This is a genomic window from Pantoea sp. SGAir0180 (assembly GCF_043546245.1).
In genome coordinates this window covers 128918-147439 of sequence record NZ_CP028072.1, presented here as the reverse complement: position 1 = coordinate 147439, position 18522 = coordinate 128918, and the positions used below count along the sequence as shown (strand labels likewise).

15 protein-coding genes and 2 pseudogenes are annotated in these 18522 nt (G+C 51.3%); 9 read left to right on the top strand and 8 right to left on the bottom strand.

Features of this window, described 5'->3' with window-relative positions:
- Positions 1–405: 405 nt before the first annotated feature.
- The 5 genes and pseudogenes from C1N58_RS21340 (at position 406) to C1N58_RS21320 (ending at position 7107) form a co-directional block, all read left to right on the top strand.
- A complete protein-coding gene (locus tag C1N58_RS21340) occupies positions 406–948 on the top strand; it encodes a chorismate mutase (RefSeq protein ID WP_058702549.1) in 543 nt (180 codons plus the stop codon).
- Positions 949–1485: 537 nt separating this feature from the next.
- Positions 1486–2721, top strand: coding sequence for a carbohydrate porin (locus C1N58_RS21335; RefSeq protein ID WP_394551300.1), 1236 nt, complete (start codon positions 1486–1488; stop codon positions 2719–2721).
- A 166-nt stretch (positions 2722–2887) separates the two neighbouring features.
- Positions 2888–3721 carry a BglG family transcription antiterminator LicT gene (gene licT, locus C1N58_RS21330; RefSeq protein WP_205956042.1) on the top strand — a complete coding sequence of 278 codons (834 nt, stop codon included), beginning with the start codon at positions 2888–2890 and terminating at the stop codon, positions 3719–3721.
- A 126-nt stretch (positions 3722–3847) separates the two neighbouring features.
- Positions 3848–5701, top strand: coding sequence for a PTS beta-glucoside transporter subunit IIABC (gene bglF, locus C1N58_RS21325; RefSeq protein ID WP_394564975.1), 1854 nt, complete (start codon positions 3848–3850; stop codon positions 5699–5701).
- A gap of 12 nt (positions 5702–5713) precedes the next feature.
- A pseudogene (locus C1N58_RS21320) lies at positions 5714–7107 on the top strand (glycoside hydrolase family 1 protein).
- Between the two features lie 301 nt (positions 7108–7408).
- Here the strand turns inward: C1N58_RS21320 and C1N58_RS21315 are convergent.
- From C1N58_RS21315 to C1N58_RS21305, 3 genes are all read right to left on the bottom strand, one after another.
- Entirely contained in the window at positions 7409–8194 is a 786-nt protein-coding gene (locus C1N58_RS21315; protein WP_039339434.1) for an MBL fold metallo-hydrolase, read from the bottom strand.
- Positions 8195–8286: 92 nt separating this feature from the next.
- Positions 8287–8790, bottom strand: a complete 504-nt coding sequence (locus C1N58_RS21310; RefSeq protein WP_394564974.1) for a GNAT family N-acetyltransferase — start codon at positions 8788–8790, stop codon at positions 8287–8289.
- A gap of 3 nt (positions 8791–8793) precedes the next feature.
- Positions 8794–9024, bottom strand: a complete 231-nt coding sequence (locus C1N58_RS21305; protein WP_394564973.1) for a putative hemolysin — start codon at positions 9022–9024, stop codon at positions 8794–8796.
- Between the two features lie 89 nt (positions 9025–9113).
- On the opposite strand from C1N58_RS21305, the gene C1N58_RS21300 reads away from it, so the two are divergent.
- A complete protein-coding gene (locus C1N58_RS21300) occupies positions 9114–9680 on the top strand; it encodes an NADPH-dependent FMN reductase (protein WP_110268477.1) in 567 nt (188 codons plus the stop codon).
- 60 nt (positions 9681–9740) lie between these two features.
- Here C1N58_RS21300 and C1N58_RS21295 read toward each other — a convergent pair whose 3' ends face one another.
- A complete protein-coding gene (locus C1N58_RS21295) occupies positions 9741–10676 on the bottom strand; it encodes a flagellin N-terminal helical domain-containing protein (protein ID WP_006121927.1) in 936 nt (311 codons plus the stop codon).
- Positions 10677–11366: 690 nt separating this feature from the next.
- Positions 11367–12758, bottom strand: a complete 1392-nt coding sequence (fliD, locus tag C1N58_RS21290; protein WP_033742492.1) for a flagellar filament capping protein FliD — start codon at positions 12756–12758, stop codon at positions 11367–11369.
- A gap of 833 nt (positions 12759–13591) precedes the next feature.
- Here fliD and C1N58_RS21285 point away from each other — a divergent pair.
- The gene (locus C1N58_RS21285) at positions 13592–13816 is read left to right on the top strand and encodes a KTSC domain-containing protein (RefSeq protein ID WP_006121926.1); all 225 of its coding nucleotides are present in this window, start codon (positions 13592–13594) and stop codon (positions 13814–13816) included.
- 208 nt (positions 13817–14024) lie between these two features.
- Here C1N58_RS21285 and C1N58_RS21280 read toward each other — a convergent pair whose 3' ends face one another.
- The 3 genes from C1N58_RS21280 to C1N58_RS21270 are packed head-to-tail and all read right to left on the bottom strand — an operon-like array spanning position 14025 to position 16771.
- A complete protein-coding gene (locus tag C1N58_RS21280) occupies positions 14025–15353 on the bottom strand; it encodes an NAD(P)/FAD-dependent oxidoreductase (RefSeq protein WP_394551126.1) in 1329 nt (442 codons plus the stop codon).
- Between the two features lie 14 nt (positions 15354–15367).
- Complete coding sequence (locus C1N58_RS21275; protein ID WP_006121924.1) at positions 15368–15973, bottom strand: cupin domain-containing protein; 606 nt, start codon at positions 15971–15973, stop codon at positions 15368–15370.
- Positions 15974–16018: 45 nt separating this feature from the next.
- Positions 16019–16771 carry an ABC transporter substrate-binding protein gene (locus C1N58_RS21270; RefSeq protein WP_006121922.1) on the bottom strand — a complete coding sequence of 251 codons (753 nt, stop codon included), beginning with the start codon at positions 16769–16771 and terminating at the stop codon, positions 16019–16021.
- A gap of 272 nt (positions 16772–17043) precedes the next feature.
- Here C1N58_RS21270 and C1N58_RS21265 point away from each other — a divergent pair, with 272 nt between their 5' ends.
- A complete protein-coding gene (locus C1N58_RS21265) occupies positions 17044–17694 on the top strand; it encodes an amino acid ABC transporter permease (RefSeq protein WP_006121921.1) in 651 nt (216 codons plus the stop codon).
- 1 nt (position 17695) lies between these two features.
- Positions 17696–18450 (top strand): annotated as a pseudogene (locus tag C1N58_RS21260) (amino acid ABC transporter ATP-binding protein).
- Positions 18451–18522 lie beyond the last annotated feature (72 nt).

Here is an 18522-nt window from a genome sequence, read left to right as displayed (position 1 = left end):
AATAAAAGGCATGATAATTAGCTTGCGAATAATAAGAGGCGAGTTCTGTCTGACGTTTTTTTACCTTTTCTGGCGTTATGAGAACAAAAATTTTACTGTTTCAAACTTCCATAAATTTATAATTTTATAAAAATATTCAATAGCTTAATCAGTAAGCTGATTGATTTCTCACTGATTGTCCGCTCAACTTGTTGACTAAATATTAACATTGAAGCGGCGCGGTTAAGGTGGCCATAATGTTAGTGTAGGTATTCTAATGATTTATGATCTTCAACCCTGGGTGTGTTTATAATTTGTATTAGTTAATTACAGAGATTAACTAATGTTTCACAGACACTTCATTATTGAGAGGTGCGTTTAATATGATTAATCTTTTTCAACTATTTGGAAACAGGCTAACCAAACATGCAATATATGACCTTTCTGCTGGCCGCCCTTATTTTTAGCGGCTCCGCTGCTGCTGCGCCTGCAGCATCTCAACCTGTCTCTCTGCTCTCACGCGCACTGCATGAAAGAATGCTGCTGATGAAAGACGTCGCAGCGTTCAAAAAAGTGCATAACAAGCCAGTTGAAGACCTGACCAGGGAAAAGGATGTGCTGGCAGAAGCGCAGGAAAAATCGGCTCAGGCCGGGCTGGATCCCCAATCTGTTACCGTCTTCTTTCAGGCGTTGATGGATGCCAGCAAAGCGATTCAGTATCGCTACATGGCGGACTGGCTGGCCAAACCTCAGTCGGTCCCACCGGCTAAAGATCTGGCTGAGTTGAGAAAGCAAATCAATCAGTTAGATGAACAAATTCTGCAAGCGATTCATCAGCAACTGTCGCAGGGCAGTTTTTCGAAAGGCGATTTAACCTCTCTTCATCACCAACTGGATGTGCAACATCTGAGTGGGGATGATATTAATAACGTTTTACAGGGACTTGAGCAAATTAAACTAAAGCGGTAACGTGCCGCCAGCGTACACGCGATAAATAACGAACGACTTCTCATTATATCTGCATTGCAACATCACGCCCGTCCTGTCAGGCGGGCGATGCTGTTTTCACTTCCTGGCTGTTATGCCGGAAATCCCCTTTTGATACGCGCAGGTAATGCACTCATTCTGCTCGGCGCACGACTGTTTCTTCCGACAAAACTGCTACCTGAATCACATACGTAGCCAATACATGCTTCCTGAAAACCTTACAGATGATAAGGTTTTTGGCGACTGAATTCAGGATTGTTACTGGTCAACAGGCAAAACCTGAACGCGATATGGGATAACCCATTAAGCGTTCAGGTTTTTTTTGGCTTAAAGAACAGGCAACACCCTAACAAACTGAACATTCCCCATTTTCACATATGTATGTTTATCAGGATGTAAAGAAAGATGATAAATGCTCGCTACAAACAGTATGAACTCGCGCTTTTGCTGGTTTCACCGCTATCAGTCGGCCAGGAATGGAATGGCACGGTATTAGGTTTTGACGCTTCTCCCGCTCCCATGCTGGGCGATATGTTGGGTATTCGTAACATCCTTAATGATAACGGTTTTACCTACAATCTGGGTTATCTGAACGAAATCGGCTGGAATGCTGGCGGGGGCTACCATCAAGACTCGCATGTGGCTTATATCGATCAGTTTGCGTTGACCTTCACTCAGGATTTGGCGCGCTGGACAGGTATTCCCGATGCACGAATTGAGGGGAATATCGTCAATCGTAACCACAATGATGACCTCACCACCAGACGCGTACAGGATCCGCGAGTGAATATCAACGACCTGACGCAGGAAAGCTGGGGCGGCCAGTCCATTACCCGTCTGGGCTGGCTGACCTTTGCGCGCAGTTTTGACGATCGCCGCATCACCTGGCGAATCGGGATGATGAATAAGGTCCAGACCTTCGATCAGATCATTCCCTGTGACTTCCAGCTACTTTCCCAGTGCGGCGGCAAGTCGGCTAACGCGCTCACCTGGCATAACTGGAACGTCCACACCTGGGGCACCACGCTGGCGTATAACGTGACGCCGGCCATCACATTAAAAGGGGGTGTGATGGAGCAGAACCCGGATGCCTCCAGCCGTCATCATGCCTGGAGCGGGTCGACGAAGGGCAGCAAAGGCATATTACTTCCGGTTGAAATTGAAGCGCGCCCGATGATCAATCATCTTCCCGGAGCGTATAACCTGGGCGTGGTATTCACCAATGCGCCACAAACGGATCTTTATCACGGAAGATCGGGTGGGGCAGGGGCAACAGACCCAGAAGGTTATACACAACGCAATCGTACCTGGTTTGTGTACGCCGGAATGAATCAGCAACTCACGCAGCATAAGGACGATTCGAATCGTGGGTTAAGTGCCTCCGCCAGTATGAGCCTTGCCGACCAGCGTACTAATTATATTCATCAGGTTTATGCCGCCTCAGTGCGCTATCGGGGACTGTTTGACGCACGACCGGAAGACTGGATGGGTCTTGGTCTCAGCTGGATTGATATGAGCACTGGCTATGCCCGAAATCAGCGCTATATGAATACACTTAGCGGGCTGAGTGATCATAACAATCCGATGTATCATCCGGTACCGGGCCATTCCCTGAACGGGGAGTTTTACTATCGCTTCCGTCCTCTGTCGTGGCTGGAGCTACAGCCGGGCATACAGTACTGGCACCATCCGGGCGGCGTATCGCGCACGCAGGATGCCTGGGTCACCACGCTGAAAACCGCGGTAACTTTCTGACCCCACAGCAAAAGTACGATATGTGTCACGTTTTTTACGTATGATACGGATAGGTTGCAATTGAAACTGATAGAGTTCCCTCACTGGATTGTGACTGCTAAAAGCAGGCAAAACCTGATTTTCTGGCTTCTGCCGGATGTCAGGTTTTTTTGTTTCTGGGGTTCCGATGAAAATCGCCAAAATTCTTAATAACAATGTGGTGGTTGCTCTGGATGAGCGTGGGTCCGAACAGGTTGTCATGGGACGTGGGCTGGCCTTTCAGAAGCGCGCAGGGGACACGCTGGAAACCGCACTGATTGAAAAGGTGTTTGCGCTGCAGAATGACGTGCTGGTGCGTCGGCTAGGGGAACTGCTGAGTCAGATCCCACTTGAGGTGATGACGACCTGTGACCAGATCATCAGGCTGGCAGGACAGCGGCTGGGAAAGCTGCAGGATAGTTTGTATATCACCTTAACCGACCACTGCTACTTTGCGATTGAGCGGCAAAAGAAAGGGCTGGCAATCAAAAATGTGTTGCTGTGGGATATTAAACGTCTCTATCCCAGAGAATTTGGGCTGGGTCAGGAGGCGAGGGCCATTATTGCCCGACGTCTGCATGTCGATTTGGCCGAGGATGAGGCGGGATTTATTGCTCTGCATCTGGTCACGGCCCAGTTGGACAGTGAAATGCCTGAAGTGATGCATGTCACCAGGATCATGCAGGAGATCCTGCAACTGGTGAAGTATCAACTGCACCTGGAGTACGACGAAGAGTCGCTCAGCTATCAGCGTTTCGTTACTCATCTGAAGTTTTTTGCCCAGCGAATGCTGACCCGCACGGTGGTGCAGGATGACGATGTGTCTTTGCATGCGGCGGTTAAAGACAATTACGGCATGGCCTGGAAATGCGCCGGAAAAATCGCTCAGCACCTGAATAAAAACTATCAGCGCGAGCTGACAACCGAAGAAATCATGTTTCTCACCCTCCATATTGAGCGGGTGAGAAAAGAGGGGCGTTAAGCCTCAACACGGGATTGTTACTGCATTACGCAGGCAAAACCTGAGTGCGGCCTTCTGACGAAGGACGCCCTCAGGTTTTTTTTAATTCAACAGGTGGCTACAGGCACCGGATGTAAGGAAAACGAGATGGAATACCAGGCTTTAGCGAAGGATATTCTCAGCCACGCTGGCGGAAAAGAGAACATCATCAGCCTTGTGCATTGCGCAACCCGGCTTCGTTTTAAACTGAAAGACAAGCAGAAAGCAGATGCCGAGGGGCTGAAGAACAACCCGGATGTGATTATGGTGGTAGAAAGCGGCGGCCAATTTCAGGTCGTCATTGGGAACCACGTCCATGACGTCTGGCAGGCGGTGCGCAACGAGGCCGGGCTGACTGATGACGCGCCTGTCGTGGAGGAAAAGGGCGACAAGGGCACCTTATCTGGCCGCCTGATCGACATTGTCTCCGGAATTTTTACGCCATTTATCGGCGTCCTGGCGGCCTCTGGTATCCTCAAAGGGTTACTGGCGCTGGCAGTGGTCTGCGGTTGGCTCACCACGGAAAGCGGCACCTATAAAATATGGTTCGCCGCCAGCGACGCGCTGTTTTTCTTTTTTCCATTAGTGCTGGGCTACACCGCTGGGAAAAAGTTCGGCGGTAATCCTTTTATCACCATGGTCATTGGCGGCGCGCTGACCCATCCGATCATGATCGCTGCGTTCAACGCCAGCCAGCAGCCGGATGCGGTGACCGAGGCGTTTCTCGGCATTCCGGTGACCTGGTTTAACTACAGCTCGTCCGTAATCCCGATTATTCTTGCCGCGTGGGTAAGCTGCTGGCTGGAAAGACTGAGTACGAAGCTGCTGCCATCCTCGATGAAAAATTTCTTCGCGCCGCTCATTTGCCTGGGCGTGACGGTCCCCCTGACTTTCCTGGTGATTGGCCCACTGGCAACCTGGCTCAGCCAGATGCTGGCAAACGGTTATCAGTGGATCTATGCACTGGCACCGTGGCTGGCGGGCGCGGCAATGGGCGCGCTCTGGCAGGTCTGCGTCATCTTTGGTCTGCACTGGGGGCTGGTACCGTTGATGATCAACAACGTGGCGGTGCTGGGCCACGACTCTATGTTGCCGATGCTGCTGCCTGCGGTCTTCGGTCAGGTGGGTGCGGCGTTAGGGGTCTTCCTGCGCACCCGCGATGCGCGTCAAAAAATGCTGGCCGGATCGTCCGTGACGGCAGGGATCTTCGGCATTACCGAACCCGCGGTCTATGGTGTCAATCTGCCGCTGCGCCGCCCCTTTATCTTTGGCTGCGTGGCGGGAGCTGTCGGTGGAGCTATTGTTGGCTTCAGCGATACCCACGTTTATTCGTTTGGCTTTGCCAATATTTTTACCCTCGCCCAGATGATACCGCCGGGCGGCGTGGATGCCACGCTGTGGGGCGGCCTTTTCGGCACAATGGTGGCACTGGTCCTGAGTTGCGGCCTGACGTTGGTCGCCGGGATGCCAGCGCGCGCAACGCCTAACGGGCACGCATCAGCAGGCAAAAACACGGTGTTATCGCCGATGACCGGCACCGTTCTGGCACTTGACCAGGTACCGGATACCACCTTCGCCAGCGGCCTGCTGGGCAGCGGTGCCGCTATCATTCCGTCTGATAACAACGTCGTTGCCCCTTTCACCGGCGTTGTTGCCTCGCTTTTTCAGACCAAACATGCCATTGGCCTGCTCAGCGACAGCGGCATTGAAGTATTGATTCACGTGGGCATCGACACCGTGAAGCTCAATGGCATCCCCTTTACCGCTCACGTGAAGGTAGGTGACAGCGTGCAGCCGGGCGATCTGCTGCTGGAGTTTGATCGTCATGCAATTATCGATGCCGGTTACGACCTGACGACCCCGATTATTATCAGCAACAGCGACGAATATCGCGAGGTAGCGACCGTGGCGGCAACATTCGCCAATGCCGGTGTACCGCTAATCTGCGTAAGCCATCAATAACAGGAGAACATAATGAAGACTTTCCCGGATGATTTTTTATGGGGTGGGGCGTTAGCCGCCAACCAAACAGAGGGTGCTTATCTGGACGATGGAAAAGGGCTGTCAACTTCTGACGTTCAGCCACAGGGGGTTTTTGGTCCGGTGGTAGAGCGCGTCGCGGGAGACAGCAGTATCAAGGATGTGGCTATCGACTTCTATCACTGCTATCCGGAAGACATCAAACTTTTTGCTGAAATGGGTTTTAAATGCCTGCGCGTCTCGATTGCCTGGACGCGTATTTTCCCGAACGGTGATGAGCAGCAGCCGAACGAGGCAGGGCTGGCTTTTTACGACAGGCTGTTTGACGAGCTGGCCGCGCACGGTATCAAGCCGCTTGTCACGCTGTCACATTATGAAATGCCATGGGCGCTGGTAAAGCAGTACGGCGGCTGGGGAAGTCGTCAGACTATCGGTTTTTTTGAACGCTACGCCCGCACTGTGTTTGCGCGCTACAAAGAGAAGGTGAAGCTGTGGCTGACTTTCAACGAGATCAACATGTCCTTGCACGCGCCGCTGACTGGCGTTGGTCTGCCGGAAACCAGCAATAAAGGCGAAGTGTACCAGGCAATCCATCATCAACTGGTCGCCAGCGCGCTGGCGGTAAAAGCCTGTCATGACATTATTCCTGATGCCAGAATCTGCAATATGCTGTTGGGCGGCCGGGTATACCCGCTGACCTGCAAGCCAGAAGACGTGCTGGAAGCGCTACAGGAGAACCGCAGCTGGCAGTTCTTCGGTGACGTGCAGTGCCGCGGTGCCTACCCGGGCTATATGCTGCGCTTCTTCCGTGACAACGGTATTCAGATTGACATCACCGATGCCGACCGCGAGGCGCTGACATCAACGGTCGACTTTATCTCGTTCAGCTACTATATGAGCGGCTGTGTCACCACCGATGAGGCGTTAAATCAGCAGGCACGGAGCAACATCCTGAGCATGGTGCCAAACCCGCATCTGGCAAGCTCCGAATGGGCTGGCAGATAGATCCTGTCGGTCTGCGTACGCTGCTCAACGTGCTCTGGGATCGTTATCAGAAACCGCTGTTTATCGTGGAAAACGGCCTGGGTGCGAAGGATAAACCTGACGCGGACGGCGTAGTGCAGGATGACTACCGCATCAGCTACCTTAATGACCATTTAGTACAGGTGCGCGAGGCGATTGACGACGGTGTAGAGGTGATGGGCTATACCAGCTGGGGGCCCATCGATCTGGTCAGCGCCTCCAGAGCCGAGCTGTCCAAGCGCTATGGTTTTATTTATGTTGACCGCGATGACAATGGGAACGGCACGCTGGCGCGCAGCCGCAAGAAAAGTTTCTGGTGGTATAAAGAGGTTATCGCCACCAGTGGTGCATCGCTGGCACCCTGATCCCGCGCGAAAGGGTGAGTCAACTGAACTCGCCCTGACGTTCCTGTGCCGCTACAGACCGGAACGACGGTGCTCATGCGGCCCGCGCGCAGGCGTTGATGACGGTGTCGTTTTTGCTGAATGCGGCCAACAGATGAATCCGTTGATAGCGCCACTGACAGGGATCGTAGCGTAGATGATGAGGCTGCCTCATCGCCGTAAGGGTGAGTCATAAAGCCTGTCTGAGGTATATCGACGAATGAAAAACGTGGGTTAAGCGGGTGATGGCGTTGGCCGCTTAACCGTCCGTCACTGCTCTGTCTTACTGCAGGCAGTCTATATATTTTTGAGCTGAGCGGTTCACCACCTGTTTCGCGTCAGACGCAATATCGCGCCCTTCAAACGCACTATAAAGTCGATCAAAGGCAAAGGGGGTCAGACGCTCGGTTATTGTCCTGATGTTGTCCGCCGGTAAAGGCAGCATGTTGGGATAACTCCACATGAAGGACACAGCATTTGCCCCCGGCGCAACCTGAATAATATCGCCAGACAACAGGATGCCTTCATTTTTTGCCCAGTGCAGTACCGTGCCGCCCGCGAAGTGGCCACCCAGCCGCAACAAACTTATGTCAGGGAGCAGAGTCAGGACATCGCCATCCCATAACTGCAGATGTGGGCTGTCACGCACAATCCATTCGCTGTCGCTGGCGTGGATATACAATGGCGCATCAAATATTGCTGCCCAGTCTTGCATGTTGCTGTAATAGTGGGGATGTGAAATCGCAATTGCGTCGATACCGCCCAGCGCACGAATGATATCGACGGTGGCGGCATCAAGGTTAGGTATGCAGTCCCACAGCACGTTGCCCTGTTGTCCTTTAATCAAAAACGCGCGCTGGCCGATGGCAAAATCAGGCACAGACTGCAGGCTAAACAATCCCGTTTCAGGTTGCTGCCATTTGTTGCTGTGCGCGGCATGGAGCGCTTCACTGGATGTCCATTGTTGCCCTGAAGCCGGCACGTACTGACGTTCATCTTCGCAAATTATGCAGTGGGTTGTTTCCATCTGCGAGTAGGCGGTTCCGCATGTGACACAGATCTTTGTCATCCTGTTCTCCCCCGTTAATGTCTTAGATTCATTGTAGAATCTGCATCGGAAGCAGGTTTCCTTTTGTGCTATGCGCGGCGGTTTTGAGGTTGCTAACCCTGATGGCTATAGACAAAAAAATCTTCATCTTGCATAGCAAACTGTGCCACCGGGTACATGCCAAGGCGTTGATGGGCCGGAATTGAACGGCTGTTTTGCGCCTGAATAAATAACACAGGTGCGCCCTGATGATACTGGCACATGTGGTGATAAAGGCGTTTTAGTAATCCCTTTCCCCGTTCAGCCTCACTGATACAAACCGGGCCGTAGAGCCAACGGTGCCACCCCGGTGGCCACGCATGAAGCATCGCGTTAATCATCTCGGGTTCGTGCTGAGTGGGAATGGCGCTAAATAATACGCCGGTAATCGCCTCATCGCGCTGGGCAACCACTGTCCTGGCACCGGCACGACGCAGCATCCCTTCAACTTTATCGGCAGGAAAATCCCCATTCAGTGTGCCGCCGCGTCCGGCCGAGTTTGCCTGAAGCAGGGCTGTAATTCCGGCCAGATCGTGCAGGGTCGCCAGTCTGATAACCGAGCGGTCAGAATTCACCACAGCTTACCCCTTCGATTCGTCACGGCGGTACAAGGTCCATTCCTCGATATGTTCACCCGAAGGCAGCGTACAGTAGTCCACTTCACCCGTTGGCGTTTTTACAATATCGCTTTTTCCGCCAACGGCCAGACAATGCTGTGAGGCAGGATTGGCGAGGCCTGATGTGCGGGTGCGATGATCCGGCGCACAGCCCACGACCAAAATTGATGTTAAAACCAACAAAAATTGCCGCATAACCACTCACTTTTAATCCGTCAGAAACGCCATATTATATTCCAGACGTGGCGTGAAAACGCACTTAGCCATCGAAAAGAGGAACGACAATGTCAGACAAGCCGTTAAAAATGGTTACCTTACTGGGCAGCCTGAGAAAAGGATCGTATAACGCGATGATTGCGCATGCGCTACCGCAACTGGCACCGCAGGGCGTGGTGGTAGAAGCGCTGCCGTCAATCCGGGATATTCCACTTTATGATGCGGATATCCAGCAGGAAGCAGGCTTTCCAGATACCGTCACGGCGCTGGCTGAACAGATCCGCCAGGCTGATGGCGTCATTATCGTGACCCCTGAATACAACTACTCCGTTCCTGGCGGACTGAAAAATGCCATCGACTGGTTGTCTCGCGTGCCCAATCAGCCTTTAGCCGGTAAGCCCGTGGCGATTCAAACGAGTTCAATGGGGGCTATCGGTGGCGCACGCTGTCAGTATCATCTGCGGCAGATTCTGGTTTTTCTGGATGCGATGGTGTTAAACAAACCGGAATTCATGGGGGGCGTTATCCAGAATAAAGTGGATGAGCAGGCCGGAGAGGTGATTGAACAGGGTACAAGAGAGCATCTGGCTAAGCAGTTAGCGGCATTTAGCGACTTCATTCGAAAGGTGAGCTGACAAACCGCCGCTGAGTGATAAGAACCACGCCTGTAACAGGCGTGGTTCCTGAATTGGCTCTTAACGCAGTAATGACAGCATCGTCTGTGGCACCTGGTTGGCCTGCGCCAGTACCGAGGAACCTGCCTGCTGGAGGATCTGAGCACGTGACATATTCGACACTTCCGTCGCGTAATCCGCATCCTGAATACGGCTGCGGGCAGCAGTCAGGTTGGTGACAGTGTTGTTCAGGTTGCTGATGGTGGACTCAAAACGGTTCTGAGACGCACCCAACAGGCTACGCTGACTGTCAACGGCTTTAATCGCTTTATCAATATCTGCCAGCGGTGTGCTGCCAGATGCTGTACCGCCCGATCCACCGGTAACGGCACCTTTCAGTACGTCAAAGCCGATAGCCGCGGTGCTGCGGGCTGTACCATTCACTGTCTGACCGGTTGTTGAACTGGTGTTTTGCACGTTACCAGAAGAGGCGTTACCTGCTGCGGCCAGGTCAAAACTGTCACTTGAACTGATGGTAATTCCGATCGTTTGGCCATCCTGCGCACCAACCTGGAAGTTGTAGGTGGTGCTGCCTGAACCGGTGTTCAGTACTTTGAGTCCGTTAAAATCGGTCTGCTTGGTATCGCGGTCGATTTCCTGCATGCGCTGGTTAACTTCAGCCTGAATCGAATCGATATCCGAAGCAGAGTTGGAGCTGTTCTGCGCCTGAACGGTCAGATCGCGGACGCGCTGCAGATTGTTGTTTATCTCATCCAGCGCACCTTCCGCTGTCTGAGACAATGAAATACCGTCGTTCGCGTTACGCGCAGCAACGGTCAGACCGTTGATGTTTGACGTAAAACGGTTAGCAATCGCTTCACCCGCGGCATCATCTTTTGCGCTGTTAATACGCAGGCCCGATGACAGACGTTCAATAGCGGTACCCAGAGAAGACTGAGACTTATCCAGGTTATTCTGAGTGATGAGCGACAGAACGTTAGTGTTAATCACTGACATGATAAATTCCTTCTAAGGAGAACGTATGATTTACGCATTATTATTATCGAAACGAAACCACAGAACTTTAATTAAAAATCGCCAGATAAGATTAATTCGTGAATAGCAGAAGTGCCGTTTTAAGCGAAAGGAAACGCCTGCGGTATCCTTGTAAAAAAGAATTATTGCCACACATCAAATACAACCAAATTACTTAATTCCTTAACCTTAAAAACTTTTTGTTACAGCATTTACTGTTAAATAGCACGGATAATTAAATATCAGAAAAAGTCCCTGATGCCAGGCGGTTGCCTTATTTTCTTCCTGTTTATGCATTGATAAGAAAACCTGTATTAAACCTGTCTAAAAAAGCCCGCCAAGATATATCATTACTTCCGTGTAACACTTTGAAATAATGAAAGTTATGCGAAAATCGTTTTACGTCCTGGCGCAACGTGGTCAGAGAGGATGAGTGGTATTGCATTGCAAAGCAAGTGGGCAGGGTAGCACGGCCCAATCACTGCCGCTGGTTTCACAGAAACGGAAGAAATTAATCTAAACCTGTATTACGTATGACTCAGCTCTGAAAGAGAGTGGTAAAGCGTTACCGCTATTCAGAAACAGTAAAGCAGAACGATGGAGGGAAGATAATGACCAGACAGATATCTTTTACAAGATATCTGTCTGAAGAGTAATAAGATAAGGCAGCTATTACATTTTTGCGAATTGTGCAGCCAGATAGTTACCGGTCTGCGTCATAGAAGAAACCAGCGTACTCAGATTGGTAAATTCCGTTTTATACTGCGCCATAATCGTTGTGATTTGGTCGTTAACAGTATTGTATTGATCTGAGAGCTGCTTCAACGACGTATTAATCCCTGTTGTGGCGTTCGAAACGGTACCATTACTCGCCAGCATTTGGTTGAGATTATTCGTCACCTCTGTCGCAAAGCCGGTTGTCTTTCCATCGCCGGTCAGAAACGCTAAAACATCGGCGGGCTGATTCGTCAGCGCATTATTCAGTTTCGTACTGTCCACGGTCAGATCACCTTTATCATCCTGTGTAATGCCCAGTTGAGACAGCTCCTGAATATTACCCGACTGAGGATCAGAAAACTGACTGCGCAGGCTGGTCTGAATATTCATTAACGTGTTATCACCGAGCAGATCGCCATTGTCAGCACTCTGCGCCTGTCCGGCTTGTACAGGCGTATAGTTTGTTTGATCGGCAATGGTTTTTTGCAGCGAATTATACGCATCCACATATGTCTGGATTGCTGTCGACATCGGCGATGTATCTGACGCGATGGATAACGTTTCCGGCGAGCCGGTATTCACTTTATTTAAATTCAGGGTTACACCTTCCGGTGCATCCGTCACAATGTTGCTGCTGCGGGTAATTGATAAGCCATTCACTTTTATCTGCGCATCCTGAGCGGCAACCTGTTCTGTCATACCATTATTACTGCCACCACTGCTGTAATTGACATACTGTGCCAACGTTGAGTCGTTGGTACTGACGGTCATTTCATTCGCCGTCCCGCTGTCACGTGCGGTCAGGGACAAATAATAGGTATTGTCGTTCGCCATAATAACGCTGGCGTTTACGCTGCCCTGTTGCTGGTTAATCGCGTCACGAATAGCAGTCAGGCTTGTCTGGTTCTGGTTTAACGTCACGGTCAGCGGGGATTTCTGTCCAGGCTGGCTAATCGTGATCGTGCGGGAAGCCATGCTGCTGTCGCCAAGCTGCGCTGTTTCACTACTGGCTGATTTAGAGAGCAGTGACTGTGACGCGGCCAACTGATCCACTTCAACGGAATAGTTTCCGGCAGCGGCATTGCTGGCAAGCGTGGCGGTAAACGCCGTATTCGTACTGGTGACCTTCGTGGTCGCTATGCTTGATGCGTTTTGCAAAGCCGCAGCGGCTGTCTGCAATTTTGACATTGAACTTTGTACCACGCCCCAGGCGGTCAGTTGCGCATTGTATGACGCCTGCTGTGTGGTAATTGGAGTCAACTGCGCTTCTTCAGCTGACTGTAAATTATCATATAACGTGTTGAGGTCGAGGTTAGTACCAGCGCCAAGTGAGCTTATGCTTGCCATTTTCTTGTCCTGATGAAGTGACACCAGACATGAAGATACAACGCATTAATCAGGCATTTTTCTGATTTTGCGCGTCGTTGCAAATCGGTTTATGGTCATTTCATGACCATCAATTTTTCGTTAAGCTGGTAAAAAAATGTTAACAGCAAAACAGATTGTCATTTTTTTTAGGTCTTTTTATTGAGTGTATTCGTAAACGGGCAAATTAACCCTTTGCTAATCATGAAATTAAATTGCAGTCGTGTTGGCGGTGTCGCTAAACCTGTGCACTTTGACGAGACAAGTACGGTCGTGCAGCTGAAACCTGCTGTGAATAACCCCCACCTGGCGTGACCAGAAGGAAATAGGGCGCTAACTCAAATTATTTATTATTAAAAAATCATTAAATCCTAATCGATGCATTTGCCTTTTATCTTTCTTTTAGCCCTAAAGTTTTTATTTTTACGGCACTGCTCACTCAACAAAAAAGAATTTTAAAAATCGTTAACGCTTACGTTTGAAATATTTATTTACATCCCCTGGTGAGGATAAATCGAGGGACGGTTTCAGATAAGGTACCACAATGATTTTGTCAGACGTCGTCAACGCCTTTCAGCTGTGGTTCTGGTTGGTGAAAAATCACTGCCACATTGCCCATGTATATTAGCAGGACCAGCCTTTACTGAAGACGGGCTTGATCCGGTAAAAGCCATGTCAGCGCGCGGTGTCATCAATAACTGTTATTTGTCAGCGCATTGAAGGTTGCTCAACAATGGGGAAGTCTGTGATACATTGCCGCTCTGCCAGCGCGGCAATGATGCAGGCCTGGGCTTAACCGATACGGACTATCTTTCATGAAACGACACGATATTAACTCTTCTTTATTTCGCAGCGCAGGATTCGATCCCACTTCGGGTGTGCTCGAGCTTGAATATCGCAACGGAAGTTGCCGGCGCTGGCTGGCCGTTCCTGCCCGGGTTTACCAGGGATTTTGTGCCGCGGTGGATCCCGATAGCTTTTTCCGCGAAAGCATTGATAACCGTTACTTTTCTATGCATCACAAGCGGGACTCACAGTAACGGACACGCAGAAAAGGCCGCGTTGAGTCTGGAGAGTTGTGCGAAATCCCGCGGCCATATTCAGGTGCGGGTTGAGTAGGGCCGGGCAGGGGTTTTCATGTCGGATAAATCAGGCGGCGCTACAGCGCTAAAAACATGCCTGAGCGGGCTGTTTGTCATTCGATAACGGCCATGCGCTGTTCGCATGGCCTGTCTGTTATCAGCGCGGTTACATCATTTGCGGTTGGCGAATCGCATTGCCTTTCTCGAAGCGTGAGAGCCGGTAGGGCGTCAGGTCCGTATAAACGGGCTTATTCGTTAACATCTGTGCACACATCAGTCCCGCACCGGGTCCGATGGCAAAACCGTGGCCACTAAAGCCTGAGGCAATAAACATGCCGGGGAGCTGGCTCACCTGATCAATCACCGGCACCAAATCCGGTGTGGTATCAATCCAGCCGGCCCAGGCATAATCGACTTTGATGCCCTCCAGTTCGGGGAAGACGCGAATCAACTCGGCCAGGCCATCGTGAATGATGCGCTTGTCCGGCGTGGGATCAAGCACCCGGATCTTTTCAAACGGCGAGGGTCTGTCGGGCGACCAGCTTCCAGACGCTTCAGGACCAGAAAAGAATGAACCGTTCAGGCGGATTTTCAGTTTTTTAGCGACCTTGCTGCGGAACATGGGATAAAACTTTGCAGCATAACGGATGTTCTGCGGTGCTAAATCAATCTGGCCAAGGCCCGGAACGGCAACGGTGTAACTGCCGTCCAGACGGCGGCGAAGGCAAAGATTAGGCGTGCTCAGACAGCCTTTGACGACCTCAGGAGCGGCGGTTGTTTTAAATACCGTACCCAGAATATTGGCGGCGGGGAGTTCTACGCCATATTGTCTGCAGAAACGCGAACTCCACGCACCGCCGCAGCAAATTACCCGGCTGGCTTTAACCAGTCCGCGTTCTGTCCAGACGCCAGAAACACGGCCCGCGCTGATATCCAGTGCGCGCACCGCGCAACGCTGAAAAATGCTGGCTCCCAGCTTTTGCGCGCCTTTCGCAATGGCCGGTACCGCCTGCGACGGTTCTGCACGACCATCTGTCGGTGACCATACACCGCCTCGCCATGGAGTTTTGTTCCCAATGCGCTCCTGTGCTTCACGCGCGGAGAGCAACTGGCTGGTAAAGCCAATCTGTTTTGCCTGCTGTCCCCATTTTTCCCAGCGCGCCAGGTCAGCTTCATTTAGCGTGCCATAGAGGATACCGCTGCGCCTGAAGCCCAAATCCATCCCGATTTCACCACTCAGCTCATCCCAGCGCTGCAGGCTTCGCATCGCCATTGGTAACTCATGCAAATCACGGTTCTGTTGACGAACCCAGCCCCAGTTTCGGCCTGACTGTTCACCGGCAATCACACCTTTCTCAAACAGCGCAACAGAAACCCCCTGTTTTGCCAGTTCATATGCCGTTGACGTCCCCACAATCCCACCGCCTATCACAACAACATCAACAGAGGTGGGGAAGACGGAACTGTCACTGACGCTATCGACCTTAATTCGCATGGGTTAACCTTGTTTCAAATATGATGTCGGGGCGGAATATGCATAATCCACAACACGCGGGCTTCAGTGTCGCTGTCGTTAAAAATGTTATGCGGAAGATGACTTTTAAACTGAAAACTGTCGCCCGCTTCGATGAAAGTCGCCTCACCGTTCACCTCCAGCGTGAGACGGCCTTCCATAACTACACCTGCTTTTTCACCAATGCCTGTCAGCATTTCTTCCGAACGCGTGCGGGGAGGGATGCTGATATACATAAACTGAATATCATGTTCGCCAGAAGGCGATAACATCGCCTTGGTTATGCCCTGCCTGCCAACTTCAAAATGTGGCCGCTCACGCCAGCGCCGGACATAATGTTCAGCACCGGGGCGCATCTCTTCATTTTGTTCAAGAAAAGCGGTCAGTGGGACATTCAGGACCACGCGAAGTTGCTCAAGCACCCGTACCGTGGGGTTAGCCAGATTGCGCTCAATCTGGCTGATGGCTCCCGCCGACACATTAGCCTGTTCCGCCAGTGCCTTGATGGTCATATTGCGCGACTTGCGTATCTGCTTTAGCCGTAAGCCAATCGTCATCTCGACGGCACTCAGATCCTCTGAGTGCATTAACGCTGTTTTCATCACCATGTTCCTTAAGGTTGCGTGCCTCCGTGCATCAACACGCGATTAAGGCATTCCCCACTTCGCTTTGATTTTTTGCAATGTGCCGTCGGCCTTCATTGCCGTCAGGGCAGTATTAATATCGGCAAGTAGCTTATCGTTCCCTTTTTTCACGCCAAAGGCCATAGGTGCGATATGCTCAGGCTTGTAACCGTCCACCACATGCATGCCTTTGTACGCGCCAGATTTTTCCTGATATTTCATTATCGGGTAATCGTTCATCCCCGCAGCGATACGGCCCAGGGACAGATCGCGCATCATATCTGCCGGACTGTCATACACTTTCACCTCTTTCGCGATACCGCTCTTAATCAGCGCCTGCGTATAATCGGTGCCCGCCATGGTGCCGACGATGTCGCCTTTCAGATCCTGCTGCGAGCGATAGACTTTTTTATTGTCATCACGCACGACCAGCCCCGGTCCAAACGCAGTGACTGGCTGCGAGAACGCAATACGTTTTTCGCGCTCTGGTGTGGGTGTCATCCCGGCCACAATCATGTCGATTTTGCCCGCAATTACAGACTGAATCAGCGTCGAGAAAGGCACCGCGGTAAAGTTGATGTCAAGCTTCTGACGTTTGGCCACTTCCGCGGCCACGTCCGGCATGAAGCCTTCAATTTTACCGGTTTTGGTATCCAGAAACGTGGTAGGCGCGCTGGAAGGCGGAGAACCTGCCGTCAGTGGCGCTGCCTGTGCACTGCAAGTGAGGCCAAGGGCAACAGAGAATAAAGCCATGGTAACGTGCGACCGAAGAGACATCACTTACTCCTGATTGACATGTGAACAATTAATTTCACTATAATGAAATTAAATTCCTGCCTGTCAATCTTTTCTTTTCTAAAAATGTTGCGCCTCACAAATTAACATAAAACCCTTTGATTTCCCCAGTCAGTGGGCTTTCAATGCACTTTATTACACTAATAAGTTAATGCTATGACGTCATCAGATGAAAAGTTTGACAGTATTTACTGATAAACATATTCATTTAAATGAATTTGAAGCATGACACTCAACACCGGCGGGAGCGCATAATGGATTGGAGCAGCATTCATGTTTACCTTCCCTTTCTTTTGCAAGGGGCTGAAATGACGATTTATATCACGCTACTGTCCTTGCTCATCAGTACGCCGCTGGGGTTGATCTTCGCTGCCGCAAAAATGTGTCCTTTTAAAATCATTTCCTGGCCCGTCAGCGTCATCATTAATATCACTCGCGCACTGCCGATGATTGTGGTGCTGTTCTACATCTATTTCGTTTTTCCCGATATCGGCATTACCCTGACATCCTTTCAGGCCAGCGTCATCGGTATCGCGTTTTGCTTTTCAACCTTCCTGGCCGAGATTTTTCGTTCCGGTATTGAATCGGTCGATCGTGGTCAGCTTGAGGCGGCGCGCTCTATGGGCATGAGCTTCTTTAAAGCGATGCGACGCGTCATTCTGCCTCAGGCTTTTCATGTCGCGCTGCCGCCATACAGCAATACCCTGGTCATGATGCTGAAAGACTCAGCGCTGGCGTCAACGATCGCGGTTACCGAAATGACCCGCCAGGGCCAGCTTCTGGCGGCTTCGACCTTTGATAACACCACTGTGTATACGCTGGTGGCGTTGCTCTACCTGACGTTATGCATGCCGTTGCTGGCTTTTACCAGGCACCTTGAAAATCGCCAGAAAAAAGGAGCATGAGATGATTGAAATTCTTGATGTCCATAAGCGCTTTGGTGCAGTTGAAGTGCTGAAAGGGGTGAGTTTTCGCGTCGAAGAGGGCGAAGTGGTGTGCCTGGTCGGCCTTCAGGCTCCGGGAAATCGACGGTGCTGCGCTGTATCAACGGGCTGGAAACCTATGAAAGCGGCACCATCCGCGTGCTTGATCAGCATGTTGACAGTAAAAGCAAACGTATCAACGCGCTGCGTCGCCAGATCGGTATGGTTTTTCAACGCTTTAATCTGTTTCCTCACCGTAGCGTGCTGGAAAACGTGATGGAAGGGCCGATTTACGTCAATGGCGAGACACGCAGTAAAGCCGAAAAGATGGCCAAAGAGCTGCTGGAAAGAGTAGGGCTGGGCGACAAAGTTTCCGCCTGGCCGTCGCAGCTTTCCGGTGGTCAGCAGCAGCGCGTAGCAATTGCCCGCACGCTGGCCCTGCAGCCTAAAGCCATTCTTTTTGATGAGCCGACATCCGCGCTGGACCCAGAACTGGTCGGCGAAGTGCTGCAGGTTATGCGCAACCTGGCCCAGCAGGGAATGACCATGATCGTGGTAACGCATGAGATGCAGTTTGCAAGAGAGGTCGCCGATCGCGTGTGTTTCCTGCACAGCGGACAGATTGTAGAGCAGGGTCATGCGGATGAGGTGCTGCTGCGGCCTCAGGAAGCGCGCACGCAGGATTTCCTGCGCCGCGTACTGGGCAATACAGGCGTACAGAGTCTGATGAATACCTAATTCAAACGACCCGTTTGATCGGGCTTCGCTAGCCATTCAGCAGAGATGAGCGGCCTGCATGTCACCCGACGC